The following is a 24226-nucleotide window of genomic DNA, read 5'->3' on the forward strand; positions in this document are numbered from 1 at the left end:
GCTGTCAGTCCTCCAGTGCGATTGCCGAAATCTGCCGCCCGTAGTCTGCTTCCTTGCGGTGCGTGGTGCGCCGGTAGGAATAGAAAAGATCTTCTTCCGCATAGGTGCAGCGGTCGAGCATTTCGGCAGCAACGCCGGCGCGCTTCAGTCGATCCACCGTGTAGAGATTGAGGTCGAACATCGAATGGCCGGGATTCTGCGACGGCGCGAAATAGCGCGCATTACCGGCATCGGCGTCGGAGAAACGGGCAACGAATTCAGGTCCGACTTCGTAGTTGGCCGCGCTGATCGAAGGACCGAGCACGGCCAGGATGCGGTCGCGCCGGGCGCCGAGCCCTTCCATGGCGACGATGGTGTTTTCGAGCACGCCTGACAAAGCGCCCTTCCAGCCGGCATGGGCGGCGCCGATGATGCGCGCCTCGGGATCGGCGAAGAGCACGGGTCCGCAATCGGCCGTCGAGGCGCCTATCGCGATGCCCGGCCGGTCGGTGACGATGGCGTCCGCCTTGGGGCGCACGCCCAGGAACGGACCCGTGGCGACGACGACGTCGGGCGAATGGACCTGGTGGACGCTGAGCAGATGGTCGGGGGAGACACCCATCCAGGTGGCGACCCGACGGCGATTCTCCGCGACCAGCGCCTGGTCGTCGTCCGAGCCGGAGCCGATGTTCAGCCCCTCGTAGATGCCATGGGAGACCCCGCCGACGCGGGTAAAGTAACCGTGGCGGATGCCGTTGGCTTCCGCGCTGGCGAGCAGGGTGGACCGGATAGGATCCAGTTTCGAGTCGTTCAGCATGGCCGCTTTTGTCCTCTCCGGAGGCTGCTTCGTCAAGATTGGCCGGCGGCTCGAGGCCCCGGTGCGGGCTCCCGAGCGCGGACAGTGAGGCCGAGGCCGGCTCGCTGTCAACTGATGCCGGGGAAGGGAATTTTCGTTCCGCGGGGCGCTATGGCGAGGACCTTGAACAGGGTGCCCATGGCTTCCGGGCCGGCGAGGCGCTGGACCTCGGCGCGAATTTTCTCGCGCGCGGTCTCGTCGGCCTTGGCGCCGAGATTTCCGGCCCGTTCGAGCAGTCCCATGGCGAGCAGGAATTCGCCTTGCGTCGTCAGATGGGCATCAAGGCCATAGCGTCTGGCTGCGGTGGCGAGTGCTGCAAAGTCGACATGCGAGGTCAGGTCGGCCTCGCCGGGACTGGCAAGGACGTCGTCGTATTTGTGCCTTCGCAGCGCCTGTAATGTGTCGCCGAGGCCGGGGCTGAGGTGGCCGTAGTCGAAGAACAGCCCGGCGCCGCCGTGGGCAGCGATGAGCTTGGCGATCGCCTCCATCGTGGCTGTGCGGGCCGGTGCGAACTCGAAGATCGAGCCTGCAGGTGCGGCGGCGGCATCGGCCGGCAGCAGCGCCGCTTCGAAGGTCGCAGGACCCGCGGCGAAAACGAGCTCGTCCGCTTCGTTTATGCCGACGACGCGTTCGTGCCAATCTGCTCCGAGCTTGACGAATTGTCGCGTCGGGATGGCGTCGAACAGTTCGTTGCCGACTATGAACAGCGGCGCATCGGGCAGGGTCTGGACGCTCTCATGCCAGGCGACGTCGACGCCGCTTGCGGCGAGCGTCTGGTTCTGCACTCCGCGCAGCCGCGGACTGGTCTCGATCAGCGCCACCGACGCATCGGCGACAAAGGCCGGGTCGAGCCGCTGCAGTACCCGCAGCATGTCCTTCATCAGCGTGCCGCGGCCGGGGCCGATCTCGGCTAATGTCGGACGCGCCGGCCGGCCCGCCGCCCGCCATGCCGAATAGAGCCAGACGGCCGTCAGTTCGCCGAACATCTGGCTGATCTCGGGTGCCGTGGTGAAGTCGCCTGCAGCCCCGAACGGCTCGCGCGTCGTGTAGTAGCCGTGTTCGGGATCGAACAGGCATGACGCCATGTAGTCGGCGACGCTCATCGGTCCCGACGTGGCGATGAGGCTGGCGATCCGCTGCTTGAGCGCGTTCATGCCGGTTGAGAGGGTTGCGCCACTGGCTTGGCCGACAGCATCGCCCAGATGCCGATCAGCACCATCGGCAGCGACAGCACCATGCCCATGGTGAGCCAGCCGCCGAACAGATAGCCGATCTGCTGGTCGGGTTCGCGGAAGAACTCGACGATGATGCGGGCGGCACCATAGCCGGCGACGAAGGCCCCCGCGACGAAGCCGGGCGTTTTCAGCTTGAGGCGCGAATGGGTGAGAAAGCGCAGTAGGAGGAACAGGACAAGCCCTTCGAGCAGGGCTTCATAAAGCTGGCTCGGATGGCGTGCGAAGGGCCCGCCATTGGGGAAGACGACCGCCCAGGAAACGTCGGTGACCCGGCCCCAGAGTTCCGAGTTGATGAAATTGGCGATGCGCACGAGACCAAGCCCGACGGGCACGCCGGCAGCAACGACGTCGATCAACGACCAGACGAGGATGCCGCGCTTGCGCGCGAACAGGAACATGGCGAGCGTGACGCCAAGCAAGCCGCCATGGAACGACATGCCGCCCTGCCAGACGGCTATGATGTCGAACGGATTGGCGAGGTAGCGAGGCAGGTCGTAGAACAGCACGTAGCCGGTGCGGCCGCCGAGCACGACGCCGATTGCTGCCCATACCAGGAAGTCGTCGATGTCCTCTGGCTTCATCGGCAACGTGCCATCAGGCCAAAGGCGCGTGTCGGTGACCAGGCGCTTGGCATACCACCAGGCAAACAGGATGCCCAGAACATAGCCCAGCCCATACCAGTGGATGGCCATCGGCCCGATCTGCACGATGACAGGATCGATGTTCGGAAAGGGCAGGGCGGCCAGCGGCAGGGCAAGATATTCGCTCAAATCAGTCTCCAGGACAGGCGATTGCGGCGGACCATGCGGCAGTGTCTTGGCAGGGTCAAGGCGGGCAGGCAGCCTCTCACTGAGAAGTCATTCGCAACGTCCCGAATTTTTGCCGCGGCGTTTGGTGGACGGAACACCTCACGATATCCTTGCAATCTACTCCTTCCACCACTACGTCGAAACCATAACGCGAGGGTTTGACATGACGACCGGACCGAACCGTATTCTGGATGAGTTCGCCAAGCTGATGACCGATGCAGCGGGTGCCGCACAGGGCGTCAAGCGCGAGGTCGAGACGGCGTTTCGCTCGCAGGCGGAAAAGGTGATCAACTCGCTCGAGGTCGTGCAGCGCGAGGAGTTCGAGGCCGTCCGCGACATGGCGATCAAGGCTCGTGCCGAGAACAAGGCTTTGACCGCCCGCATCGAGGCGCTCGAGGCGAAACTCGCTTCGCTTGCCGGCGAAGCAGCCGATGAGGCCTCACCTGCGGCTTCGGCCAAGCCCCGAGCGAAGAAATAATTCGTTAACTTTTCCACAAAGCCCCAACCGGAAAAGTGCTTTGTGCTGAATCGCTTACAGGCGCTTGATGAAACGGCGCCGCAGCCTGTTTCCACATCCTAATGTGGCAGTGCGAAAAATTGGGCTGTTCACGCGTTTCCTGATCAATACACTGAATTTACTGCACGATTCGAAACGGGGTCGTGCATCGGATGGTGCGGTCCGGCTGGGGGGTATTGAGTCCGGCAGCGCTGGTCGTCCGAGTTCAAGAAAAAAGATTGTTCGTCGAGTGTGTCCTCTGCGCGGAGCGCGATGACGCGCCCGGAACGACAGGAAGCATTAATGGAACTTCTCGAACTCGAGTTCTCGCGCGAAATCCATCCGGTCGATGTCATCGAGCAGGTGGCGCACAACAACGACTGGTCGTTCGATCGCGCCGGCGACGACGAAATCTCGATTTCCGTGGTTGGCAACTGGACCGAATACCAGGTGTCGTTCTCCTGGATGGAGGATTTCGAGGCGCTGCATCTGGCTTGCGCTTTCGACATCAAGGTGCCGGAAAACCGCACGCTGGAGATCCTGCGGCTGCTGTCGCTGATCAACGAGCAGATGCTGTTCGGCCATTTCGACCTCTGGGAGTCGGAAGGTGCCATCATGTTCCGCCAGTCGCTGCTTCTTGCCGGCGGCGTCGAGCCGACCAGCCAGCAGGTCGAAGTTCTGCTGTCTTCGGCGCTCGAGGCTTGCGAATGCTATTTCCAGGCGTTCCAGTTCGTCGTCTGGTCGGGCACCTCAGCCAAGGACGCGCTGGCAAGTGTCCTGTTCGAGACGCACGGCAACGCCTGAGATAGCTGCATGACCGCACATGGCGGGCGCAAGCCCGAGATCACCTTCGCCGATTTCGACAAGGTCGACATCCGTGCCGGAACGATCGTCGAAGCCGAGCCGTTTCCCGAGGCGCGCAAGCCTGCGTTCAAGCTGAAGATCGATTTCGGCGCCGACATCGGCATTAAGAAGTCGTCGGCCCAGATCACCAAATATTATTCGCCCGACACGCTGGTCGGCCGGCAGGTGTTTGCCGTGGTCAATTTCCCGCCGCGCCAGATCGGGCCGTTCATGTCGGAGGTGCTCACACTCGGTTTTCCCGATGCCGAGGGTGACGTGGTGCTGGGCGCCATCGAGCGCAAGGTGCCCGACGGCGGCCGGCTGTTCTAAAAGATCCCGACATTTGCTTCGCGACCCTTCGGCCCGGGCCGGTGCTTGATTAGGCCGGCACGCGGATGACGGCGCGAAGGCCGCCGAGCGGGCTGTCGCTGAGCTTGATGTCGCCGCCATGGCTGCGGGCGATGTCGCGGGCAACGGCAAGGCCGAGCCCGGTGCCGGTCGAATCGAGATTGCGGGCCTCGTCGAGGCGCAGGAAGGGCTTGAACACCTCCTCGCGCTTTTCCTCGGGAATGCCGGGGCCGTTGTCGTCAACCATCACCACCAGCATGCCGCGGTCATGCACGGCCTTGACTTCGACCTCCTCCGCATAGCGGAAGGCATTGCCGACCACGTTCTGCAGCAGACGCGAAAACGCGTTGGGCCGGACAAGCACCTCGGGTTCGCCGACCAGCGTCACCTTGAGCTTGCGGTTGCGCAGCCGGGCTTCCTCGCCCAGCTTGTCGAGATAGTTGCTCAGGTCGAAGTTGCCGGGATCCTCCGTTGCCTCGCCGCGGGCGAAGGCGAGATAGCCTTCGAGCATCGACTGCATGTCGTCGACATCCTGGCTGAGTGCTTCGGTGTCTGGCTTGGCGCCGGACAATGCGAGTTGCAGCTTGAATCGCGTCAGGATGGTGCGCAGGTCGTGGCTGACGCCGGTCAGCATGGCCGTGCGCTGCTCGATCTGGCGCTCGATGCGTTCGCGCATCTGGATGAAGGCGAAGCCGGCACGGCGCACCTCCTCGGCCCCGCGCGGCCGGAAATTGGGCGGCATCGGCCGGCCTTTGCCGAAGCTGTCGGCTGCTTCGGCGAGCTGCAGGATCGGACGGATCTGGTTGCGCAGGAAGGGGATGGCGATCGTCAGCAGCACAAGCGAAGTGCCGACCATCCACAACAGGAAGATATGGGTGTTGGAGGCATAGGCCTGGCTGCGGCGGACGAAGACGCGCAGCACCTTGTCGTCGAGCTGGACGCGAACCTCGACGATCCTGGAATTGCCGACCGTATCGAGCCAGAAGGGTTTGTTGATCTGCTTCCTGATCTCGGTGGATAGTGCCTGGTCGAGGATCGAGAAGAACGGCTTGGGGCCGGGCGCGGGCAGGGGGTCGGGCGGCAGCAGGTCGATCTTCAGCGACATGCGCTCCTGCGCGATGCGGATGATCTGGGCGTAGTCGCCCTGTTCCGGGAAAGTGTCGAGCAGGTCGATGATGGCGGCGATGTCGCGCGTGACCGCCTGCGACAGCCTGACGGTGACGGTCTGCCAGTGGCGCTCCATGAACACGAACGCCACCACCGACTGCAGCAGGATCATCGGCGTGATGACGATGAGCAGCGAGCGGGCATAGAGCCGCTTGGGCATGTACAGCGCAACGCGCCGCCAGAAGCGGTTCCAGCTCCTGGGCACGGCCGTCAGTACGTGCCACATGCGTGTCCCGAGTGTGCCGCCGCTGGCCCCTTGCATATCGGTTGTTGCCATTCGCCCTTCCGCCTGCCGCCGACCGGACCTTGTCCCGGGCGGCTCGCGGCGATCCTAGTCCACGCTCGGCCGTTGTGTAAGAGCGCTTTCGGAACAGCGGTTTGGATTGGCGGGCAATCGAGTGCTCACCACTGCTTCCAAAGGTTCTTCTCACGCAGCCGGATCAACACGGGGATCTTGTTTGGAATGTGTCGGCCGTGTCTATGCTGAGGTAAATAGGTTGCAGGTGACGGCGAGGCAACTTGTGTAGCCGAATTTCACCTCGCTACCCAGGTAGCAGGACCTCGTTGTCGGCTGTCACGAAACCATCATGCGGCTGTCATCGCGCTGAGATGTCTGTCGCTCAAACGGAAACGGCTAAACCGTTCAGGCAAAGAGGTTTCCCATGTCCCGCAAGCTGCTGCTGCTGACGACCGCGCTCGCTGCGTCCGCCGCCTTTCCCGCCCATGCCGACCAGGCGTTCAACCGCATCGCCACCTTCCCAGTCGCGGCCAACCTGCCCAAGGATGCCGACAAGGCGACGCTGACTTCGTCCGAGATCATCACGGCCACCGAGGACGGCATGACGCTGGTCTACTCTGACAGCCCGCTGGGCGCCGTCGGGTTCATCGACATTGCCGATCCCAAGGCGCCGAAAGCCCAGGGCATCGTCAATATCGAGGGCGAGCCGACCTCCGTCACCGTGCTCGGCGGCAAGGTGTTCGCCGGCATCAACACGTCGAAGAGCAAGCAGGAGCCTTCGGGCAACCTGACGGTCATCGACGTCGCCTCGAGGAAGATCGAAGCCAGCTGCGATCTCGGCGGCCAGCCAGACTCGGTGGCGCTCAGCAAGGACGGCAAGTTCCTCGCCGTTGCCATCGAAAACGAGCGTGACGAGGAGCTCAACGATGGCGAGCTGCCGCAGCTGCCGGCCGGCAATCTCAAGATCGTGGCGCTGAAGGATGGCGCGGCGGACTGCGCGTCGATCAGGACCATCGACCTCACCGGTATCGCCACCGTCGCGCCGAAAGACCCGGAGCCGGAATTCGTCGCCTTCAACGATGCCGGCGAGATCGCCGTCACACTTCAGGAAAACAACCACATCGCGATTGTCGACGCCGCCAGCGGCAAGATCGTCTCGCACTTCTCTGCCGGTGACGTGACGCTCGAAAACGTCGACACCAAGAAGGACGGCGCCCTGTCCTTCACCGGCAAGGTCGAGAACGCCCCGCGCGAGCCCGACGCGGTCAAGTGGCTCGACAACGACCGCCTCGTCGTTGCCAATGAAGGCGACTACAAGGGCGGTGCCCGCGGCTTCACCATTTTCTCCAGGACCGGCGAGGTGCTTTTCGAATCCGGCCCGTCCTTCGAATACAAGGCAGCGGCCGCCGGCCACTATCCGGATGCCCGCAACAAGAAGGGCATCGAGCCGGAAGGCCTCGAATTCGCAAGCTTCGGCGGCCAGAACTACATCTTCGTCGCCGCCGAGCGCGCCTCGCTCATTGGCGTCTACAAGGACACCGGCAAGGAGCCGGAATTCGTCCAACTGCTGCCTTCGGGCATCGGTCCGGAGGGCCTTGTCGCCATTCCGTCGCGCAACCTGCTGGTCACCGCCAATGAGACCGACCTGGTCGAGGACGGTCTCGCCCGCTCCCACGTTATGGTCTACGAGCTCGGCGACGGTGCCGCCGCCTATCCGCAGATCGTCTCGAGCTTCCAGGACGATGGCACTCCGCTCGGCTGGGGCGCGCTCTCCGGGCTGGTCGCCGACGCCAAGGAAGCCGGCAAGCTCTACGCCGTGTCGGATTCTGTCTATCGTTCCGCGCCGGCGATCTTCACCATCGATGCGACCAAGACGCCTGCGCTGATCACCGAAAAGACCATCGTCACCCGTGACGGCAAGCCAGCTCAGAAGCTCGACCTTGAGGGCCTGGCGCATGACGGCAAGGGCGGCTTCTGGCTCGCTTCGGAGGGCCGCACCGACAAGCTGACCCCGCACGCCATCTTCAACGTCAACGCCAAGGGCGAGATCAAGGAAGAGATCGCCTTGCCGGCCGAGTTGCTCGCGCACGAGACCCGCTTCGGCCTCGAGGGCATCACCACCATCGGCGAAGGCGACGAGCTGACGCTGGTGATGGCGATCCAGCGCGAATGGGCTGACGACCCGAAGGGGCAGGTCAAGCTACTTGCCTACAAGCCTAAGGCCAAGGAATGGTCGGCGGTGCGCTATCCGCTCGAGGCTACGGGCAAGGGCTGGGTCGGACTGTCTGAGATCACCGCCCATGACGGCAAGCTTTACGTCATCGAACGCGACAACCTGATTGCCGATGAGGCGGTCAATAAGCGCATCTATTCGGTGGCTCTCTACGGCTTCAAGCCGGCGAAGCTCGGCGGCGAGCTGCCGCTGGTCGAAAAGGCCCTGGTGCGCGACCTGCTGCCTGATCTCAAGGCGGCGACCAACGGTTATGTCGTCGACAAGGTCGAGGGTTTTGCGATCGATGCGGCCGGCGAAGCCTTTGTCGTCACCGACAATGACGGCGTCGACGACTCTTCGGGCGAAACGCTGTTCATCCGCTTGGGCTCGGTCGCCAAGCTGAATTAGGCTCTTTCCGGCGCGCCGCCCCAAGGGGCGGCCGTGCTTGCAGATCACAAAAATGGGCGGGGCCAAGGCCTCGCCCATTGCTTTTTGGGGACGCGCGGTGAGGGGGGGCCGATGCGGGCTCGAAATGTCCGTCGGCTGGGCTGGGCTATTCGACGCTCAGGCGATAGCCGATGCCGCGCACCGTCTGCAGCCAGACGGGGTTGGCCGGGTCGCGCTCGATCTTGCGCCTCAGGCGGTTGATCTGGACGTCGATGGTGCGCTCGCCGACCTCGGCATCCCCGGTCACCAGTTCATGGCGGGGGATGGTCTCGCCGGCGCGGGCGGCAAAGATGGCGAGGATTTCCTGCTCGCGGTCGGTCAGTTTGAGAGCTTCGCCGCCGCGCTTGAGTTCGCGCCGGGCGATCTGGAAGGTGTAGGGGCCAAACACCAACTGCTCGACCTTGGGCGTTGCCGCCGGACCGCCGCGGCGCAGGATGTTGTTGATGCGCAGGATCAGCTCCCGCGGATCGAAGGGCTTGGGCAGATAGTCGTCGGCGCCCGCTTCCAAGCCAGTGATGCGGCTGTCGGTCTCCGACAGCGCCGTCAGCATCAGGATCGGAACGTCCTTTTCGTCGCGCAATGACTTGGTGAGCTCGACGCCGGTTTCGCCCGGCATCATCACGTCGAGGACGAGCAGGTCGAAGTCGAGGCCCTGCAGCTTGCGCCGCGCCTCGTCGGCATTGCCGGCCACGGTGACGCGGAAACCGTTCTCGCTGAGATACTGCTTGAGAAGGTTGCGGATGCGGGTGTCGTCATCGACCACGAGCAGGTGGGGCGCATCGTCGCCCAGCGCTGCCGGATTGGCTGTCTTGTCCTTATCCTTCATGGTCTTTCCCCGGTTTGTTTCCGGGCAGATGGTCAATCTGCACCCTGAGCTCGGGATTGACCATAGCCTTGAGAAATCGTTCGATCCAGGCGCGCTCGGTCTCACCCGCGCCCTCCAGTGCCGCATCGATGCGGCGTGACTGTGGCCGCGCCAGTTCGAGCGTCAGGGCGCGTCCCTTGGCGGTCGGGTACAGTTCCCGCTGGCGGCGGTCGCGCGGGCCCTGGACCTGGATGATGTAGCCGGCATCGATCAGTTGCTTGAGTACGCGCGCCAGGCTCTGCTTGGTGATCTTGAGCACGTCGAGCAGTTCGGCGACCGTCAGCCCGGGCATCCGGTTGACGAAGTGCAGCACGCGGTGGTGGGCGCGCCCGAATCCATACTCCGAAAGGATCTGGTCCGGATCCGAGGTGAAGTCGCGATAAGCGAAATAAATCAGCTCGATGATCGAGAAATCGATGCCTTCGTCTGCTGTCACAGGGGTGCGGATCGGGTGGGCGGCTGCGCCGCTACGTGTTGCCATAGGAATCCTGCTCGTCAATTTATGTCAGCACTGTTGACATAAATTAGGTGCGATGGTAATTTTTGCCAAGCTTTTCGGCGGATTGCGAACGAAAAGGCAAGGTACGGTGGTTTTTTTGGAAACATCGTGAGTTTGCTTTGATATTCTCGACCACCTACGCTGTACCAAGGTGGCTCCTGTGAGGGCCGACATGAAAGATACGAAACGATAGGCAGGCCTTGGCCTGCGGGAAGGTTTACCATGGCATCCGTTCCTTTCGACCAGCTCGAAGGTTTCATCTGGATGAACGGCGAGTTCATCAAATGGGCCGACGCCAAGATTCACGTACTAACCCATGGCCTGCACTATGCAAGTGCGGTGTTCGAAGGCGAGCGCGCCTATGGCGGTGAGATCTTCAAGCTGACCGAGCACACCGAGCGTCTGCATGAATCGGCCCGCATCCTGGGCTTCGAAATTCCCTATTCGGTCGCCGTGATCGACGAGGCATGCCGCGAACTGCTCAAGAAGCAGGGCTTCAAGGATGCCTATGTCCGTCCGATCGCCTGGCGCGGCAGCGAGGAAATGGGCGTCGCCGCTCACAAGAACCGCATCAATGTCGCCGTCGCCATCTGGCAGTGGCCGAGCTATTTCGATCCGGCGCAGAAGCTCAAGGGTATTCGTCTCGACATCGCCGAATGGCGCCGCCCCGACCCGCGCACCGCACCTTCCAAGTCCAAGGCCGCCGGCCTCTACATGATCTGCACGCTGTCCAAGCATGCGGCCGAGGCCAAGGGCTATGCCGATGCGATGATGCTCGACTGGCGCGGCCAGGTGGCGGAAGCCACCGGCGCCAATATCTTCTTCGTCAAGGACGGCAAGGTCCACACGCCGAAGCCCGACTGCTTCCTCGACGGCATCACCCGCCGCACGGTCATCGGTCTGGCCAAGGACCGTGGCCTTGAGGTCATCGAACGGGCGATCATGCCGGAGGAACTGGCAGGCTTCGAGCAGTGCTTCCTTACCGGCACGGCGGCTGAAGTGACGCCCGTTTCCGAAATCGGCCAGTACCGATTCGAGGTCGGCGAAATCGCCAAGACGCTGATGAACGACTACTCGGTCGCGGTGCAGCCCAAGCACGCAATCGCTGCCGAATGATACACGGTATCAAATAGTTGAGATGTCGAAAGGGCGGTCGAAAGGCCGCCCTTTTTGCTTGTGCTCCAGTCAATTTGACTTTCGTCGAATTCGGCGTCTCATGTTGGCGTCGGTTGCAGGAAACCGACGGCAATTTGGAGGGAAATGTGATGCAATCGCTACTTCCTATCATCATACAAATTGTGACTGGCATCATCGGCGGACAGGCGATCGGTGCAGCGCTCCAGCAGGCGGCGATGGGGCAGGTGACCAGGCTGCTTGCGGGTGGTGTCGGTGGTATTGCCGGCGGGCAGATACTCGGCAGTCTGCTCGGCGATCCGGCGACGGCGGGCGCGCTGAGCGGCATGCTCGGCTGGTCTGCCCCCTGAAAAGTGGTCCTCCCTTATGTATGGCTTTTGAGCCGATGGAGGACTTAGGAAATGGCCAGGAAGAGACACAGCGCGGAAGAGATCGTCACGAAGCTGCGGCAGGTTGATGTTCTGACTTCGCAGGGCAAATCGGTTGCGGAAGCGGTCCGATCGATAGGTGTGACGGAAGTTACATATTATCGTTGGCGGTCGGAATACGGAGGCCTGAAGGGCGATCAGGTCAAGCGGCTGAAGGAACTTGAGACGGAGAATGCGCGGCTTCGGCGCGCCGTCTCCGACCTGACCCTGGACAAGATGATCCTGGCGGAAGCTGCGCGGGGAAACTTCTAAGCCCCGCACGTCGCCGGGCCTGCGTGGATCATGTTGTTGCCGAGCTTGGCGTCCGCGAACGACGGGCGTGCCGGGTTCTTGGTCAGCACCGCTCCACGCAGCGCAAGGTTCCAACGACACCGGATGATGAAGCGGCTTTGACTGCCGACATCATCGCGCTTGCCATCCAATATGGCCGCTACGGTTATCGCCGCATCACGGTGATGCTGCATCGTGCGGGCTGGGTGGTGAACGTCAAACGGGTCGAGCGGATCTGGCGGCGTGAGGGGCTGAAGGTTCCGCAAAAGCAGCCCAAACGAGGCCGTCTGTGGCTGAATGACGGTTCCTGCATCCGGCTGCGGCCGGAGTATCCCAACCATGTCTGGTCCTACGACTTCGTCGAAGATCGCACCCACAACGGAAGGAAATTCCGCATGCTCAACGTGATCGATGAGTTCACAAGGGAATGCATCGCAATCAAGGTGAGCCGGAGGTTGAAGGCCGTCGACGTGATCGACGCTCTGTCCGACCTGTTCATCCTGCGCGGCATCCCTGGCCACATTCGATCCGACAATGGCCCCGAGTTCATCGCCAAAGCCTTGCGTGAATGGATCGCCACCGTCGGTGCCAAAACTGCCTACATCATGCCCGGCAGCCCTTGGGAAAATGGCTATTGCGAGAGCTTCAACTCGAAGCTTCGTGATGAACTGCTCGATGGAGAAATCTTCTACACGCTGAAGGAGGCCCAGATCGTCATCGAAGGCTGGCGGCAACATTACAATACGGTGCGACCGCATTCATCGTTGGGCTACAAACCGCCTGCGCCGGAAGCGATCCTGTGGCCGGCTGCGCAACCCGGACCAGCTTCGCCGGCCACCCCGGCCATAGCGCCAAGACCCATCATGCACTAAAATTGAACCCGGACCACCTGAGGGGGGCAGGCCACAGCAGGCATCGAAGTGCTGGTGGGCGACCCGGGTCGGGACTTCCTGCCACACGCGCGGCTTCGGCTTATGGCTGAGTATGCGGTGCAGGATGTCGGCAGCGCTGCCACAGCGAAGCCGAGCGCGGTGTTTTCGTTCGAGCGTGACAATGTCGCACTCCGGCACGGTAGCGCGCATCCTTGACTCATTCTCATATATGAGAATATTTCTCGTTTATGGATGAGGGTGACGATGCCATCGACCGGCGCATTGCGCAGCGGCTGAGGTCGCTGCGGGCGGAGCGCAATTGGTCTCTGGACGAACTGGCCAGGCGCAGCACGGTCAGCCGCGCTACCCTTTCCCGTCTTGAAAACGCCGACGTCAGCCCGACTGCGAGCGTGCTCGGCAAGCTTTGCGTGGCCTTTGGACTGACCATGTCCAGGCTGATGCACATGGTGGAGGGCGAGTTCGCACCGGTCCTGCGCAAGGACGCGCAACCGGTCTGGGTCGATCCGGAGATCGGCTTCAGGCGCCGTTCGGTGTCGCCGCCGGCCCAGACGCTGGCCGGCGAGGTGCTTGAATGCGAACTCGATGCGGGCGTGCGCATCACCTATGAAGCGCCGCCCCGGCCGGGGCTTGAGCACCACCTGCTGGTGATCGAGGGGCAACTGGAGATCACGGTCGACGGCCGCAGCCACGACCTGCGGGCTGGCGACTGCCTCCGCTACCAGTTGTTCGGGCCGAGCGCTTTCGCCACGCCGCCCCAATCGGGGGCGAAATACATCCTGTTCATCGTGTGAGGCATCATGAGCGACCTCGTCATTACGACCTTTTCAGCCGACGACATCGCGGCCAATGTTGCCGAACTCGGTGCGTTGCTTCGCGCCTGCGTGCATGACGGGGCGAGCATCGGCTTCGTGCTGCCCTATTCTGTCGCCGACAGCGAGGGGTTCTGGACGAGCAAGGTGCTGCCAGGGGTGCAGGAGGGCTCGCGGATTGTGCTGGTGGCGAGGATCGACGGCAGGATCGTCGGTTCGGTGCAACTCGGCTACGATACGATGCCCAACCAGCCGCATCGGGCCGACGTCAACAAGCTGCTGGTGCATCCCGATTTCCGGCGTAGGGGCATCGGGCTCGGATTGATGATCCGGCTCGAAACGCTTGCCCGCGAGCTGGGGCGCAGTCTGATGACGCTGGACACGCGCACCGGCGACAAGGCCGAGCCGCTCTATGCGCAGTTGGGCTACCAAACGGTGGGCGTCATTCCCGGCTACGCGCGCGACCCGATGGGCGGGGAGCGGCTCGACGCGACGACGATCATGTACAAGCAGATCTGAGCCTGCACGCGCTCCATTTCACTCGCTCTGGAATCGCTCCCCCGACATCAGACATTTTCTCTTCGCTTCCGCTCGTATCCGGATAAAAGATCGCATGTCATTTCGGCCGGACCGACCGGTTCTGACCTCGCGGCGCGGCGGCTGAAGCCAGGGAACCAAGGATGGGCGAGAACCTTCACGAAATCTGGCTCAAGGATGCGCTGGTCTTCCTGTTTGCGGCAGGTGTGCTGGTGCCGCTGATGCGGCGCGTGGGCATCCCTTCCGTTCTCGGCTTCCTGCTTGCCGGCCTGGCACTCGGTCCGTTCGGCATGGGCGCGCTGGCCGAGCGCTGGCCGCTGCTCGAACATCTGACCTTCGCCGACCCGGTGGCGGCGGAGCCCTTCGCCGAACTCGGGGTGCTGTTCCTGCTGTTCCTGCTCGGCACCGAACTGTCCTTCGAAAAACTCTGGTCGCTGCGCCGGATGGTATTCGGCGCCGGCGGCTTGCAGGCGATGGCAAGCGTGATCGCGATCACGGCGATCGTCGCGCTGGTCGGAGCCGAAAGCCATGCCGCGCTGGCAATCGGGCTGGCACTGGCGCTTTCGTCCACGGCCATCGTCATGCAGACGCTCACCGAGGAGAAACGCGCCGCAGGCCCGGTCGGGCGGGCAGCACTTTCGGTGCTGTTGTTCCAGGACATGCTGGTGGCGCCGATCCTGATCCTGATCGGCTTCCTGGCGCAGGGCCAGGAAGCCAATCTCTTCGGCGCGCTGCTCGAAGCGCTGGTGCAGGGCGGTGTCGCGGTCGCTGTCATCCTGCTGTTCGGCCGCTTTGTGCTGAAGGATGCCTTCCGCATGGCGGCGCGGGCCGGCGGCCGCGATTTCCTGATGGGGCTGACGCTGCTGGTCATTGTCGGCGGCGCCGTTTTCACTGCCGCCGCCGGACTGTCGCTGGCGCTGGGTGCGTTCCTCGCCGGCTTGCTGCTTGGTGAAACCGAGTTCAAGCATCAGGCTGAAGTCGATCTGGAGCCGTTCAAGGGGCTGCTGCTCGGCCTGTTCTTCATGACGGTGGGCATCGGCCTCGACCTCGCGACCATCTGGAGCGAGCTCGGACTTGTCGTCGCAGGGCTGGTGATGCTGCTTGCGGTCAAGGCAATCATCGCCACGGTTGCCTGCCGCGCCTTCGGTGTCGCGGCGGGCCACGCCATCGAGACGGCATTCCTGCTCGCACCGGCCAGCGAGTTCGCCTTCGTGGTCGTGACGACAGCCACGGCGGTGAATGTGCTCGATGCGCCGACCGCCACGCTGGTCACCGGCATTGCCGGCCTTTCGATGCTGCTCACGCCGGCGATGGCTCATTTCGGGCGACGGCTTGCTGCAAGCGTCGACAAGAGGGCGGCAGGCGAGGCCGTGGCAGAGACCTTTCCCGATCTACGCGGCCATGTGGTGATCGCCGGCTTCGGCCGCGTCGGGCGGACGATCGCGCGCATCCTCGATGCGGAGGACGCCGACATCGTGGCGCTGGAGCGCAACCCGGTGATCGTGGCGCGCGAGCGCAAGGCCGGGCGCAAGGTCTATCTCGGCGATGCGTCGCGCCCCGAAATCCTCGCCCAGGCGGGCGTGGCGGGTGCGAGCATGTTCATCGTGACGGTCGACGATGCAAAGGATGCAGCGGCGATGGTGCATGCCGTCAGGCGGATGCGCAGCGACTTGCCGGTGCTGGCGCGGGCGCAGGACGCCGAGCACGCCAGCCTGCTGTACGAGGCGGAGGCGGAGTTCGTCATACCTGACGCCGTCGAAGCCGGTCTGCAACTGGCGGGACGGGCACTGGCCGAATTCGGTTATTCGAACGAGGTGCTGAAGGACCGCATCGCCGTGGAGCGAAGCGTCGAATACCAGCGTGCCGCGGCGCCACCGGCGTAAACCGCTGGCTACCGACACATCCACGGACGAGCCACAGTGCACGTGCGGAAGCGCGTCGAACCGCACCAGGCCGTTGCCGTGCGAAATTTTGCACTGCAGCGGATTGACGCCGAGGTGCTTACGGATTACGAATGACGAAAGTTGAAAATCGTCAGTCGTAGATCGGGCGCATGAAATGAGCGACGTCGCCGAAAGCCAAGTGGATGCCGCCCGGCAGGAAAATATCGGGCGCATCCTCGATTCAGCCGAGCGGCTGTTCCGGCACTACGGCTACGCCAAGACGAACGTCGCCGACATCGCCCGCGATCTCGGCATGTCGCCCGCCAATATCTACCGCTTCTTTGCCTCGAAGGTGGAGATCCACCAGGCGATCTGCGGCCGCATGCTCGATGCGGTCTATCAGATGGCCTATGCCAATTCGAAGCTGCCGCTCAGCGCAGAGGAACGTCTGCGCCGCTTTATCCAGGACGAGCACCGCCTGACCGTCGAGACGATGCTCGACCAGGAAAAGGTGCATGAGATGGTCATCGTCGCGCTCGAGCGCGACTGGCATGTCATCGACAGGCACATCGACAGAATCCACGATCTGATCACCGTCGTCATCGCCGAGGGGATCGAGGCGGGCGAGTTTTTCGAACAGGATGCCGCGGTGGCTGCGCGCTGTTTTTGCGCTGCCACGGCAACACTTTGCCATCCGCAAATGGTGGCCCAGTGCGTGATGAAGGACAATCGCTCGACACCCGACCAACTGATCGACTTCTCGATCAGAGCACTGAAGAAATAGTCGCGGCCTCGGGCCGCCACCTAACAGCTGAACACAATCAGGAGTGCGAACGATGTTTTCGTTCCAAACCTTCAAGGCGAAGGTGCGCCCGTTTGCGCGCATGAGTGCCGTCGTTGCCATCGGTGTTGCCGTTACCGCCTGCTCCGAGGCGAAGACGGAAACTGTCGCTGCGACAAGACCCGTCAAGGTCGTCGAGATTGCCAAGACCAGCACGACACGCGAACTCGACTATTCGGGCGCAGTGCGGGCTCGGACCGAAATGAATCTCGGCTTCCGTGTCGCCGGCAAGATCACTGAACGGGTGGTCAACATCGGTGACAAGGTGAGCCCCGGCGATCTGCTCGCGCGCATCGACCCGACCGACTACCAACTGGCCGTGACCGGTGCCGAGGCCAGTCTTGCGGCTGCCGAACAGCAGGTCGAGACGGCGTTGTTGGCCGACCAGCGCGCCGAGCAATTGTTTGCCAAGAAATTCGCCTCCGAAGCACAGCGCGAGCAGGCTGCCCTTGCCTACAAGCAGGCGGCCTCGCAACGCGATGCAGCGCTGTCATCGCTGAAGCAGGCCGAAAACCAGGTCGCCTATGCCGAGCTGCGCTCCGACCAGAGCGGCATCGTCACCGCCATCAATGCCGATACCGGCCAGGTCGTCGGCGCCGGAACGCCGGTGGTTTCAGTCGCCGTCGACGGCGAAAAGGAAGTGCAGATCGCGGTGCCGGAACTGGAGATCACCCAGTTTGCGCCGGGCCAGCCGGTGACGGTGACCTTCTGGTCCTACGACCAGATCCTGCTCGACGGCAAGGTGCGCGAAGTGGCCGGCAGCGCAGACCCGCAGTCCAGGACGTTCTCGGTGCGCATCAGCCTGCCCGACGACGCCCGCGTGCTGCTTGGCATGACGGCGCGGATCGCTGCCAGCATCGACAGCAAGCAGCAGATGGTGTCGATCCCGCTCAGCGCGCTCGCCAGGCAGGAGGGCAAGAACATCGTGTGGGTGGTGAAGGAAGGTGCCGATACGGTGCATGCCCGCGGCATCAAGGTCGCCGAGTTCGTCGCCGACGGCGTTCAGGTGGCGGAGGGCCTGCAGCCCGGCGACTTGGTGGTCGCGGCCGGCACGCAGTTCATGACCGAGAACCTGAAGGTCAAGCTGCCGGAGCAACGCGCAGCCAACGCGACGAACTAAGCCGAAGACCCCGATCAGCTTGCCATGCGGCCGGTGCAGCATGGCAGCCAGGATATTGAACCCTGTGCATCGCCGCCGCGGAAGACGGTCGGCCTGCGTTTACAGCGCCGCGCGTCCATAGGGACGCGCAAGGGACGCTGTAACAGTTTGAATCCGTGCATGATCCTTTCCGAAAATCGGAACTGATTTTCGGGGTCATGCACCAAAGTGGAACCACGGCCATGGACAATTCCAGCCAGGACAAGAAGCCCTTCAATCTATCGCGCTGGGCGATCGGGCATCCGAGCATTGCGCGTTTCCTGTTCGGGCTCATCATCATCGCCGGGGTGTTCGGCCTGATGCGCATGGGCCAGAGCGAGGACCCGGACTTCACCTTCCGCGTCATGGTGGTGCAGGCGATCTGGCCCGGCGCCTCGATCGAGGAGATGCAGGACCAGGTGGTCAACAAGATCGAGCGCAAGCTGCAGGAAACGCCGCATCTCGACTGGGTGAAGTCCTACACCCGCGCGGGTAGTGCCATCATCACCGTGCAGGTGAAGGGCGACACCAATGCGGCCGACGTCAAGGAAGCCTTCTACCAGGTGCGCAAGAAGGTCGGCGACATCGCAAACGAGCTGCCGCAGGGCTTGATCGGGCCGTTTTTCAACGACGAGTTCGGTGACACCTTCATCACGCTGCATTCGATCAGCGGCGAAGGCTATAGCTACCCCGAGCTGAAGGCATTCGCGGTCAAGGCGCGCGACATGCTGCTGACGACGCCGGGCGTCGAAAAGGCAGTCATCCTCGGCGACCAGCCGCAGCGCATCTATATCGACGTGTCCTCGAACGTGCTCGCTGGGCGCGGGCTCACCCTCAATGACCTGCGCAACGCCATTGCCGGCCAGAACAATGTCGATCCGGCGGGGACCGTCGATACTGGCACCCATTCGGTGCGCATCTCGGTCGAAGGCGACGTGAGCAAGGTCGAAGACATCCGTGAGCTGCGCCTGCGCGCCGGCAGCCAGGTGACCCGGCTTGGCGACATCGCCACCGTGACATCAGGTCTCGAAGACCCTTTCCAGCGCAAGTTCCGCTACAACGGCCACGACAGCGTGCAGGTCGGCGTGGTGATGGCCAAGGGCTTCAAGGTCACCGATGTCGGCCAGGCGGTGGAGGCGACCTACGAGCGTTACGAGCAATCGCTGCCCTATGGCGTTTCCGTGGACCAGATCGCCAACCAGCCGGAAGTCGTCACCGAAGCCGTCGGCGAATTCATGCGGGCGCTGGTCGAGGCGCTGCTGATCGTGCTGGTAGTGTCGTTCCTGTCGATCGGCTGGCGCTCGGGCATGGTGATTGCCATTACCATCCCGCTGGTGCTCGCAGCCACCTTCGCCATCATGTACCAATTCGGCATCGACCTGCAGCGCATTTCGCTCGGCGCGTTGATCATCGCGCTCGGCCTGCTGGTCGACGATGCGATGATTGTCGTCGAGATGATGGAGCGGAAGCTCGAGGAAGGGCTGGTCAAGGTCGATGCGGCATCCTTCGCCTATTCCTCGACCGCGTTCCCGATGCTGACCGGCACGCTGATCACCACCGCGGGCTTCATTCCCGTCGGCTTCGCCGCCTCGACGGCGGGCGAATATGTGCGCTCGCTGTTCTTCGTCGTCGGCATCGCCCTGGTGACGTCATGGTTCGTGGCGGTCTATTTCACGCCATGGCTGGGTAACATGCTCCTCAAGCAGCGAAAGCACGCCGGCAGCCACCACGACGTGTTCGACACGCGCTTCTACCGGCGCCTGCGCTCGACGGTCGGGTGGGCCGTGCGGCATCGGATCATGGTGCTCGCCATGACTCTGGTGGCGTTCTTCGCCAGTCTTTATGCCTTCCAGTTCATTCCGAAGAACTTCTTCCCGCAGTCGTCGCGGCCGGAAATCCTGGTCGACCTTTGGTTGCCCGAGGGCACCAGCATCAAGGAGGTCGAAAGGCAGGCCGAGGCGCTCGAAGCGCGTATGAAGGACGATGCCGACAAGCGCTTCATCGCCACCTATATCGGTGAGGGCGCGCCGCGCTTCTTCCTGCCGCTCGACCAGCAGCTGCGCAACCCCAACTACGCCCAACTGCTTGTCATGGCCAATGACGAGCCGGCGCGCGAAAGGCTGATCGCCAAGCTGCGCAACATTCTTGCCGAGGATTTTCCCTCGATCCGCGCCAAGGTCGATCGCCTGTTCCTCGGACCACCCACCGGCTGGCCGGTGCAGATGCGCGTGATGGGGCCTGACAGGGCCGAAGTGCGCCGCATCGCCGACGAGGTGGAGGCCAAGTTCGCCGAGAACCCTGAACTTAGCGCCATCCACGACGACTGGCTGGAGCCGGTGGCTGGCATGAAGCTGGTGGTCGACCAGGATCGGGCGCGTGCGCTCGGCGTTTCCTCGCAGCGCATCCGCCAGATGCTGCAGGCAACGATGACAGGTGCTCCGCTGGATAATTTCCGCGACGGCGAGGAGACGGTGTCGATCGTCGCCCGCGAACCGGAGGCCAGCCGACACCTGCTGTCTTCGGTCAATTCGGTCTATGTGCCGACCGACTTCGGCGGCTTCGTGCCGCTGTCGCAGGTCGCCAAGGTGGTGCCGGTGATGGAGCAGGGCATCGAATGGCGTCGCGACCGGCTGCCGACGATCACGGTGCGGGCGACCTTGCCTGACCACATCCAGCCCAACGACGTGACGATGAAGCTGTTTGATGAGCTCAAGCCGCTGCGCGACGGTCTCGCTCCCGGCTACAAGGTCGAGATCCAGGGCGGGGCGGAGGATGCTGCCGAAAGCCAGGCGTCGATCGCCGCCAAGGCACCGGTCATGCTGCTTGTCATCGTGCTTCTGCTGATGGTGCAGCTGCAGCACTTCGGCAAGGCGATGCTGGTGCTGGCGACCGGACCGCTCGGCATCATCGGCGCGGCGGCGGCGCTGCTGATATCAGGCGCGCCATTCGGCTTCGTCGCCATCCTCGGCGTGATTGCGTTGCTCGGCATCATCATCCGCAACTCGATCATCCTGGTCGATCAGATTGACCAGGACATCGCCGCCGGCATGGAGCGGTCGGAGGCGATCATTGGCGCTGCGGTGCGGCGGTTCCGGCCGATCACGCTGACCGCGCTGACGGCGGTTCTGGCGCTGATCCCGATCTCGCGCGGCATCTTCTGGGGGCCGCTCGCCTACGCCATGATGGGTGGCATCCTGGTGGCGACCGTGCTCACCATCCTGGTGCTGCCGGCCGGTTATGCGCTGTTCTTCGGCAAGGAGCCGAAGAACAGGAGCGTCGAGCCGGAAGGCGAGGATCGGGCCAATGTAACCGAGATCGCCCACCGCCCGGCGCTGGCGGCAGAGTAAGGGGCCTTACTTCCCGCCGATCGAGACGGCATTGCCGGCGAGGTCTGCGGGCGTGATGCCGACGAGCTGACGGTAGCGGTCGGGGTCGGTGGCGCCCTCGGTGACGATCAGAAGCACGCGCGAATTGGCGCCCAGCCCAATCGCCGCGCGCATCTCGGGATCGCGGGCGGCGCGGAACAGGCCGGCCATGCCCGCACCGCCGCTTTCACCTGATACCACCACCGGATCATGGCCGAGCGGGCGGGCGAGGCGGTTCATCACCTCGACCGCGTGTTCGTCCTCCACCGTCATGAAGGCGTCGGCCGTCCGTGACAGGATGCGCCAGGCGAGCAGCGAGGGCTCGAAGCATTCGAGCATCGCCATGACAGTCGGCTCGCCATGCTGCAGCTTCACCGGCTTGCCGGCCCGCGCCGTCTCGAAGATGCAGGCCGCGCGCGCCGGGTCGACGACGACCAGGGTCGGGCGGGCCTCGCCATAGCGGCAGGCGAGATAGGCGGCGGTGGCGGCGGCGATGCCGCCGACGCCGGCCTGGACGAAGACATGGGTCGGCGGCTCGGGCAGCTTTTCCAACGCCTCGCGCATGATCGCCGTATAGCCCTGCATGACCAGTCCCGGGATGTGCTCGTAGCCTGGCCACGACGTGTCGGAAACGACGGTCCAGCCGTTTTCGGCGCAGACCCGAGTGGCCTCCGCGACGGAGTCGTCATAGGTGCCGGCGACGCGGACGATTTCGGCGCCGTAGCGGGAAATGGCCGCGACGCGGGCATCGCTGACGCCGCCATGGACGAAGATCACCGATTTCGCGCCGACCAGTTGCGTCCCTTGGGCGACCGAGCGGCCATGGTTGCCGTCGGTCGCGCAGCCGAAGGTCATGGCGGCGGAGATTTTTTTCACGTCGGGGCTATGCAGTTCGGTGACGTCGACTTTTCGCCCAAGCACATCCTCGGCCGCCTCAAGCACCAGCCGGATGACGGCATAGGCGCCGCCGAGCGCCTTGAAGCTGCCGAGTCCGAGCCGACAACCTTCATCCTTGAGGTGGATTGCGCCGACACCGAACTCGGCGGCAAGCGCGGGCAGGGCGCGCAGCGGTGTCGGGCGATGGTTCGGCCGGTGCGACAGGAAGCGCTCGACCGCTTCGGCGGCGTCGATGCCAAGGGTCTCGGCGTCGACCGGATCGAGCGGCTTGCGGTAGTCGGGATGCTGGTTGCGGATGAGCATTGCGTCGGTCCTCCTGTTGCGACGCATTGATATTGCAGAAGCTCCGAGAAAAGCGCTCTATTCCGGTCGAAGAGATGCAAGTTTGTTTCGCGAGGACGCATGGTTAGGCTGTCGCTGCAGGGGAATGAACTCGACGAGTTCGACTTGAAGATCCTTGGCATCCTCCAACGAGACAATGCGGTGCCGCAGCGCGAGATCGGCGCGGCGGTCAACCTGTCGGCGCCGGCGGTGCAGCGGCGCATCAAGCGCATGGAGGAAAGCGGCGTCATCGCCGCCAATGTCGCGGTGGTCGATCCCGAAAAGGTCGGGCGGCCGATCACCATCGTCGTGGAGGTCGAGGTGGCGAGCGAGCAGATCGAACTGCTCGACGCCGCCAAGGCGAGCTTCGCCGCCGCGCCGGAGGTGCAGCAGTGCTACTACGTCACCGGCGAGGCCGACTTCGTCCTCATCGTGACGGTTGCCAGCATGGCCGAATACGAGGCGCTGACCAGGCGGCTGTTCTTCGCCAATCCCAATATCAGGCGGTTCCGCACGCTGGTGGCGATGGACCGGGTCAAGACCGGAATGGCAGTGCCACTCGGATGAGGCCGCCCGCTGGACACGGCGGACGGCCCCGATCCGCTCGCCGGCTCGCTACTTCCTGACGGGCGCATTCATCGCCCAACTGACGCCGAACGGGTCGCGCAGCTGGCCCCAGCGGTCACCCCAGAACATCACGTCGAGTGGCACCACCACTTCGCAGCCGGCGTCCACCGCACGCTTCCACCAAACGTCGATGTCGTCGCCGAGAATGAGCTGCATGGTGTAGCCCTGCGCCTTTTCGTGCGGATGGCCGTGCTCCGGATAGGCGTCGCACAACATCATCGAACTGCCGTTGATGTAGAGATGGACGTGCATGGTTCGGCCCTGCTCGTCCGGGGGGACGGCAAAGGCGGTCTCGGCGCCAAAGGCACGCTTGTAGAACTCGGCCGCCTTCAAGGCGCCGTCGACCTGCAGATAGGCGACCAGGCCGCCATGAACCGGGGGCGCGGGGTAGCCCATCGACTGTACAGTGGATTCCGACATTTCACTCTCCGTTCTTGGTGTTGGAGCCGGCTGCTGCTGATTGCAGCGATGAGGCCATGGTCAGACATCCGTCGCGGCCCTGGCCCGATCCGATGCCTCGCCTTGAAGACGAACGAAGCTGGTCGAAATCGACAGGGTCGGCGACGTTTTTCTGCAGTCAAACGGATAGCTGTCCGAGGCCTCAATCAATCTCGGCGCAGGAGTTCGTCATATTCGACAGCTGGTTCGCCGGTCTGCACCATCGGTGCCGCTTCGGCGGGTGCTCCGGCCAAAATCGATTGAGCGAGCGCGGTGTCGTAGTATTCCGCAAATTCGACGACCTTGCCGTCGCGGAGCGTCCAGAAGTCGGCAATGGGGATTACGAATTCTCTTTGCGACTTCCGGTGCCTCATTGTCAGCTTGATCTGTACGGCGGCGCGATCCTCCGAGGCGACGAAATCGAAGATATCGATATCGATATAGTCGAACTCGGCGTCGAGCGCCTTCAGTCGGTCGCGGAAAGCCTGCTTGCCGACAACCGAGCCGGTGTATTCCTTGATGTGATCGGCGCCTACTTTCCAGTCGAAAGTCACATTATCGGCGATCTGCGCGACCGCGGCGTCGATGTCGCGTTTGAGGTAGTCGGCGTAGAAGGTGCGCACGATGTCTTCAGACTGCATGGCCCTGTCC

At 63.5% G+C, this 24226-nt stretch carries 23 protein-coding genes; 14 read left to right on the top strand and 9 right to left on the bottom strand.

Going from position 1 to position 24226, the window contains the following annotated elements:
• Positions 1-4: 4 nt before the first annotated feature.
• The 3 genes from pgeF to lgt all read right to left on the bottom strand — a co-directional run bounded on the left by pgeF (position 5) and on the right by lgt (position 2840).
• Positions 5-796: a peptidoglycan editing factor PgeF gene (gene pgeF / locus ABSY17_RS09030; RefSeq protein WP_378949491.1), complete on the bottom strand. Its 792-nt coding sequence runs from the start codon at positions 794-796 to the stop codon at positions 5-7.
• A gap of 107 nt (positions 797-903) precedes the next feature.
• Positions 904-1989, bottom strand: coding sequence for a class I SAM-dependent methyltransferase (locus tag ABSY17_RS09035; protein ID WP_378949494.1), 1086 nt, complete (start codon positions 1987-1989; stop codon positions 904-906).
• A complete protein-coding gene (gene lgt / locus ABSY17_RS09040) occupies positions 1986-2840 on the bottom strand; it encodes a prolipoprotein diacylglyceryl transferase (RefSeq protein WP_378949497.1) in 855 nt (284 codons plus the stop codon). The genes ABSY17_RS09035 and lgt overlap by 4 nt, the downstream gene beginning before the upstream one ends.
• Before the next feature lie 202 nt (positions 2841-3042).
• Between lgt and ABSY17_RS09045 the strand changes: the two genes are divergently transcribed.
• From ABSY17_RS09045 to ABSY17_RS09055, 3 genes are all read left to right on the top strand, one after another.
• Complete coding sequence (locus ABSY17_RS09045; RefSeq protein WP_378949500.1) at positions 3043-3357, top strand: accessory factor UbiK family protein; 315 nt, start codon at positions 3043-3045, stop codon at positions 3355-3357.
• A 321-nt stretch (positions 3358-3678) separates the two neighbouring features.
• Positions 3679-4179 (top strand): YbjN domain-containing protein, encoded by a 501-nt coding sequence (locus tag ABSY17_RS09050; protein WP_378949503.1) that lies wholly within the window; start codon positions 3679-3681, stop codon positions 4177-4179.
• A gap of 9 nt (positions 4180-4188) precedes the next feature.
• On the top strand, positions 4189-4548 hold the full coding sequence (locus ABSY17_RS09055) for a tRNA-binding protein (protein WP_378949506.1): 360 nt from the start codon (positions 4189-4191) through the stop codon (positions 4546-4548).
• Positions 4549-4597: 49 nt separating this feature from the next.
• On the opposite strand, the gene ABSY17_RS09060 is transcribed toward ABSY17_RS09055, so the two are convergent.
• On the bottom strand, positions 4598-5995 hold the full coding sequence (locus ABSY17_RS09060) for an ATP-binding protein (protein WP_378952548.1): 1398 nt from the start codon (positions 5993-5995) through the stop codon (positions 4598-4600).
• Positions 5996-6395: 400 nt separating this feature from the next.
• Between ABSY17_RS09060 and ABSY17_RS09065 the strand changes: the two genes are divergently transcribed.
• Positions 6396-8591, top strand: coding sequence for an esterase-like activity of phytase family protein (locus tag ABSY17_RS09065; RefSeq protein ID WP_378949509.1), 2196 nt, complete (start codon positions 6396-6398; stop codon positions 8589-8591).
• 145 nt (positions 8592-8736) lie between these two features.
• Here ABSY17_RS09065 and ABSY17_RS09070 read toward each other — a convergent pair whose 3' ends face one another.
• Both ABSY17_RS09070 and ABSY17_RS09075 read right to left on the bottom strand, forming a co-directional pair.
• The gene (locus ABSY17_RS09070; RefSeq protein WP_378949512.1) at positions 8737-9456 is read right to left on the bottom strand and encodes a response regulator; all 720 of its coding nucleotides are present in this window, start codon (positions 9454-9456) and stop codon (positions 8737-8739) included.
• Positions 9446-9976 carry a MarR family winged helix-turn-helix transcriptional regulator gene (locus tag ABSY17_RS09075; protein WP_378949515.1) on the bottom strand — a complete coding sequence of 177 codons (531 nt, stop codon included), beginning with the start codon at positions 9974-9976 and terminating at the stop codon, positions 9446-9448. The genes ABSY17_RS09070 and ABSY17_RS09075 overlap by 11 nt, the downstream gene beginning before the upstream one ends.
• A 240-nt stretch (positions 9977-10216) precedes the next feature.
• On the opposite strand from ABSY17_RS09075, the gene ABSY17_RS09080 reads away from it, so the two are divergent.
• From ABSY17_RS09080 to ABSY17_RS09120, 9 genes are all read left to right on the top strand, one after another.
• Positions 10217-11110: a branched-chain amino acid aminotransferase gene (locus ABSY17_RS09080; RefSeq protein ID WP_378949518.1), complete on the top strand. Its 894-nt coding sequence runs from the start codon at positions 10217-10219 to the stop codon at positions 11108-11110.
• A 149-nt stretch (positions 11111-11259) separates the two neighbouring features.
• Complete coding sequence (locus ABSY17_RS09085; protein ID WP_378949521.1) at positions 11260-11478, top strand: hypothetical protein; 219 nt, start codon at positions 11260-11262, stop codon at positions 11476-11478.
• Positions 11479-11529: 51 nt separating this feature from the next.
• A protein-coding gene (locus ABSY17_RS09090) for an IS3 family transposase (protein ID WP_378942677.1) occupies positions 11530-12698 on the top strand; the annotation gives its coding sequence in 2 pieces (ribosomal slippage) (positions 11530-11794 and positions 11794-12698; 1170 coding nt in all).
• A gap of 248 nt (positions 12699-12946) precedes the next feature.
• Complete coding sequence (locus ABSY17_RS09095) at positions 12947-13510, top strand: helix-turn-helix domain-containing protein (protein WP_378949524.1); 564 nt, start codon at positions 12947-12949, stop codon at positions 13508-13510.
• Between the two features lie 6 nt (positions 13511-13516).
• On the top strand, positions 13517-14047 hold the full coding sequence (locus ABSY17_RS09100; protein ID WP_378949527.1) for a GNAT family N-acetyltransferase: 531 nt from the start codon (positions 13517-13519) through the stop codon (positions 14045-14047).
• 161 nt (positions 14048-14208) lie between these two features.
• Complete coding sequence (locus tag ABSY17_RS09105) at positions 14209-15948, top strand: cation:proton antiporter (protein ID WP_378949530.1); 1740 nt, start codon at positions 14209-14211, stop codon at positions 15946-15948.
• Positions 15949-16123: 175 nt separating this feature from the next.
• Entirely contained in the window at positions 16124-16732 is a 609-nt protein-coding gene (locus ABSY17_RS09110; protein ID WP_378949533.1) for a TetR family transcriptional regulator, read from the top strand.
• Between the two features lie 52 nt (positions 16733-16784).
• Positions 16785-17909: an efflux RND transporter periplasmic adaptor subunit gene (locus tag ABSY17_RS09115; RefSeq protein ID WP_378949536.1), complete on the top strand. Its 1125-nt coding sequence runs from the start codon at positions 16785-16787 to the stop codon at positions 17907-17909.
• A 221-nt stretch (positions 17910-18130) separates the two neighbouring features.
• Entirely contained in the window at positions 18131-21274 is a 3144-nt protein-coding gene (locus ABSY17_RS09120; protein WP_378949539.1) for an efflux RND transporter permease subunit, read from the top strand.
• A gap of 6 nt (positions 21275-21280) precedes the next feature.
• Here the strand turns inward: ABSY17_RS09120 and ABSY17_RS09125 are convergent, their stop codons facing one another.
• A complete protein-coding gene (locus ABSY17_RS09125; RefSeq protein WP_378949542.1) occupies positions 21281-22492 on the bottom strand; it encodes a diaminopropionate ammonia-lyase in 1212 nt (403 codons plus the stop codon).
• Between the two features lie 99 nt (positions 22493-22591).
• Here ABSY17_RS09125 and ABSY17_RS09130 point away from each other — a divergent pair, with 99 nt between their 5' ends.
• Entirely contained in the window at positions 22592-23077 is a 486-nt protein-coding gene (locus ABSY17_RS09130; protein ID WP_378949545.1) for an Lrp/AsnC family transcriptional regulator, read from the top strand.
• Between the two features lie 48 nt (positions 23078-23125).
• On the opposite strand, the gene ABSY17_RS09135 is transcribed toward ABSY17_RS09130, so the two are convergent.
• Both ABSY17_RS09135 and ABSY17_RS09140 read right to left on the bottom strand, forming a co-directional pair.
• The gene (locus ABSY17_RS09135) at positions 23126-23557 is read right to left on the bottom strand and encodes a VOC family protein (protein ID WP_378949548.1); all 432 of its coding nucleotides are present in this window, start codon (positions 23555-23557) and stop codon (positions 23126-23128) included.
• Between the two features lie 185 nt (positions 23558-23742).
• Positions 23743-24216, bottom strand: coding sequence for a nuclear transport factor 2 family protein (locus tag ABSY17_RS09140; RefSeq protein WP_378949551.1), 474 nt, complete (start codon positions 24214-24216; stop codon positions 23743-23745).
• Positions 24217-24226: the final 10 nt, after the last annotated feature.

It is taken from the genome of Mesorhizobium sp. ANAO-SY3R2 (genome assembly GCF_042466635.1).
GTDB lineage: Bacteria > Pseudomonadota > Alphaproteobacteria > Rhizobiales > Rhizobiaceae > Aminobacter.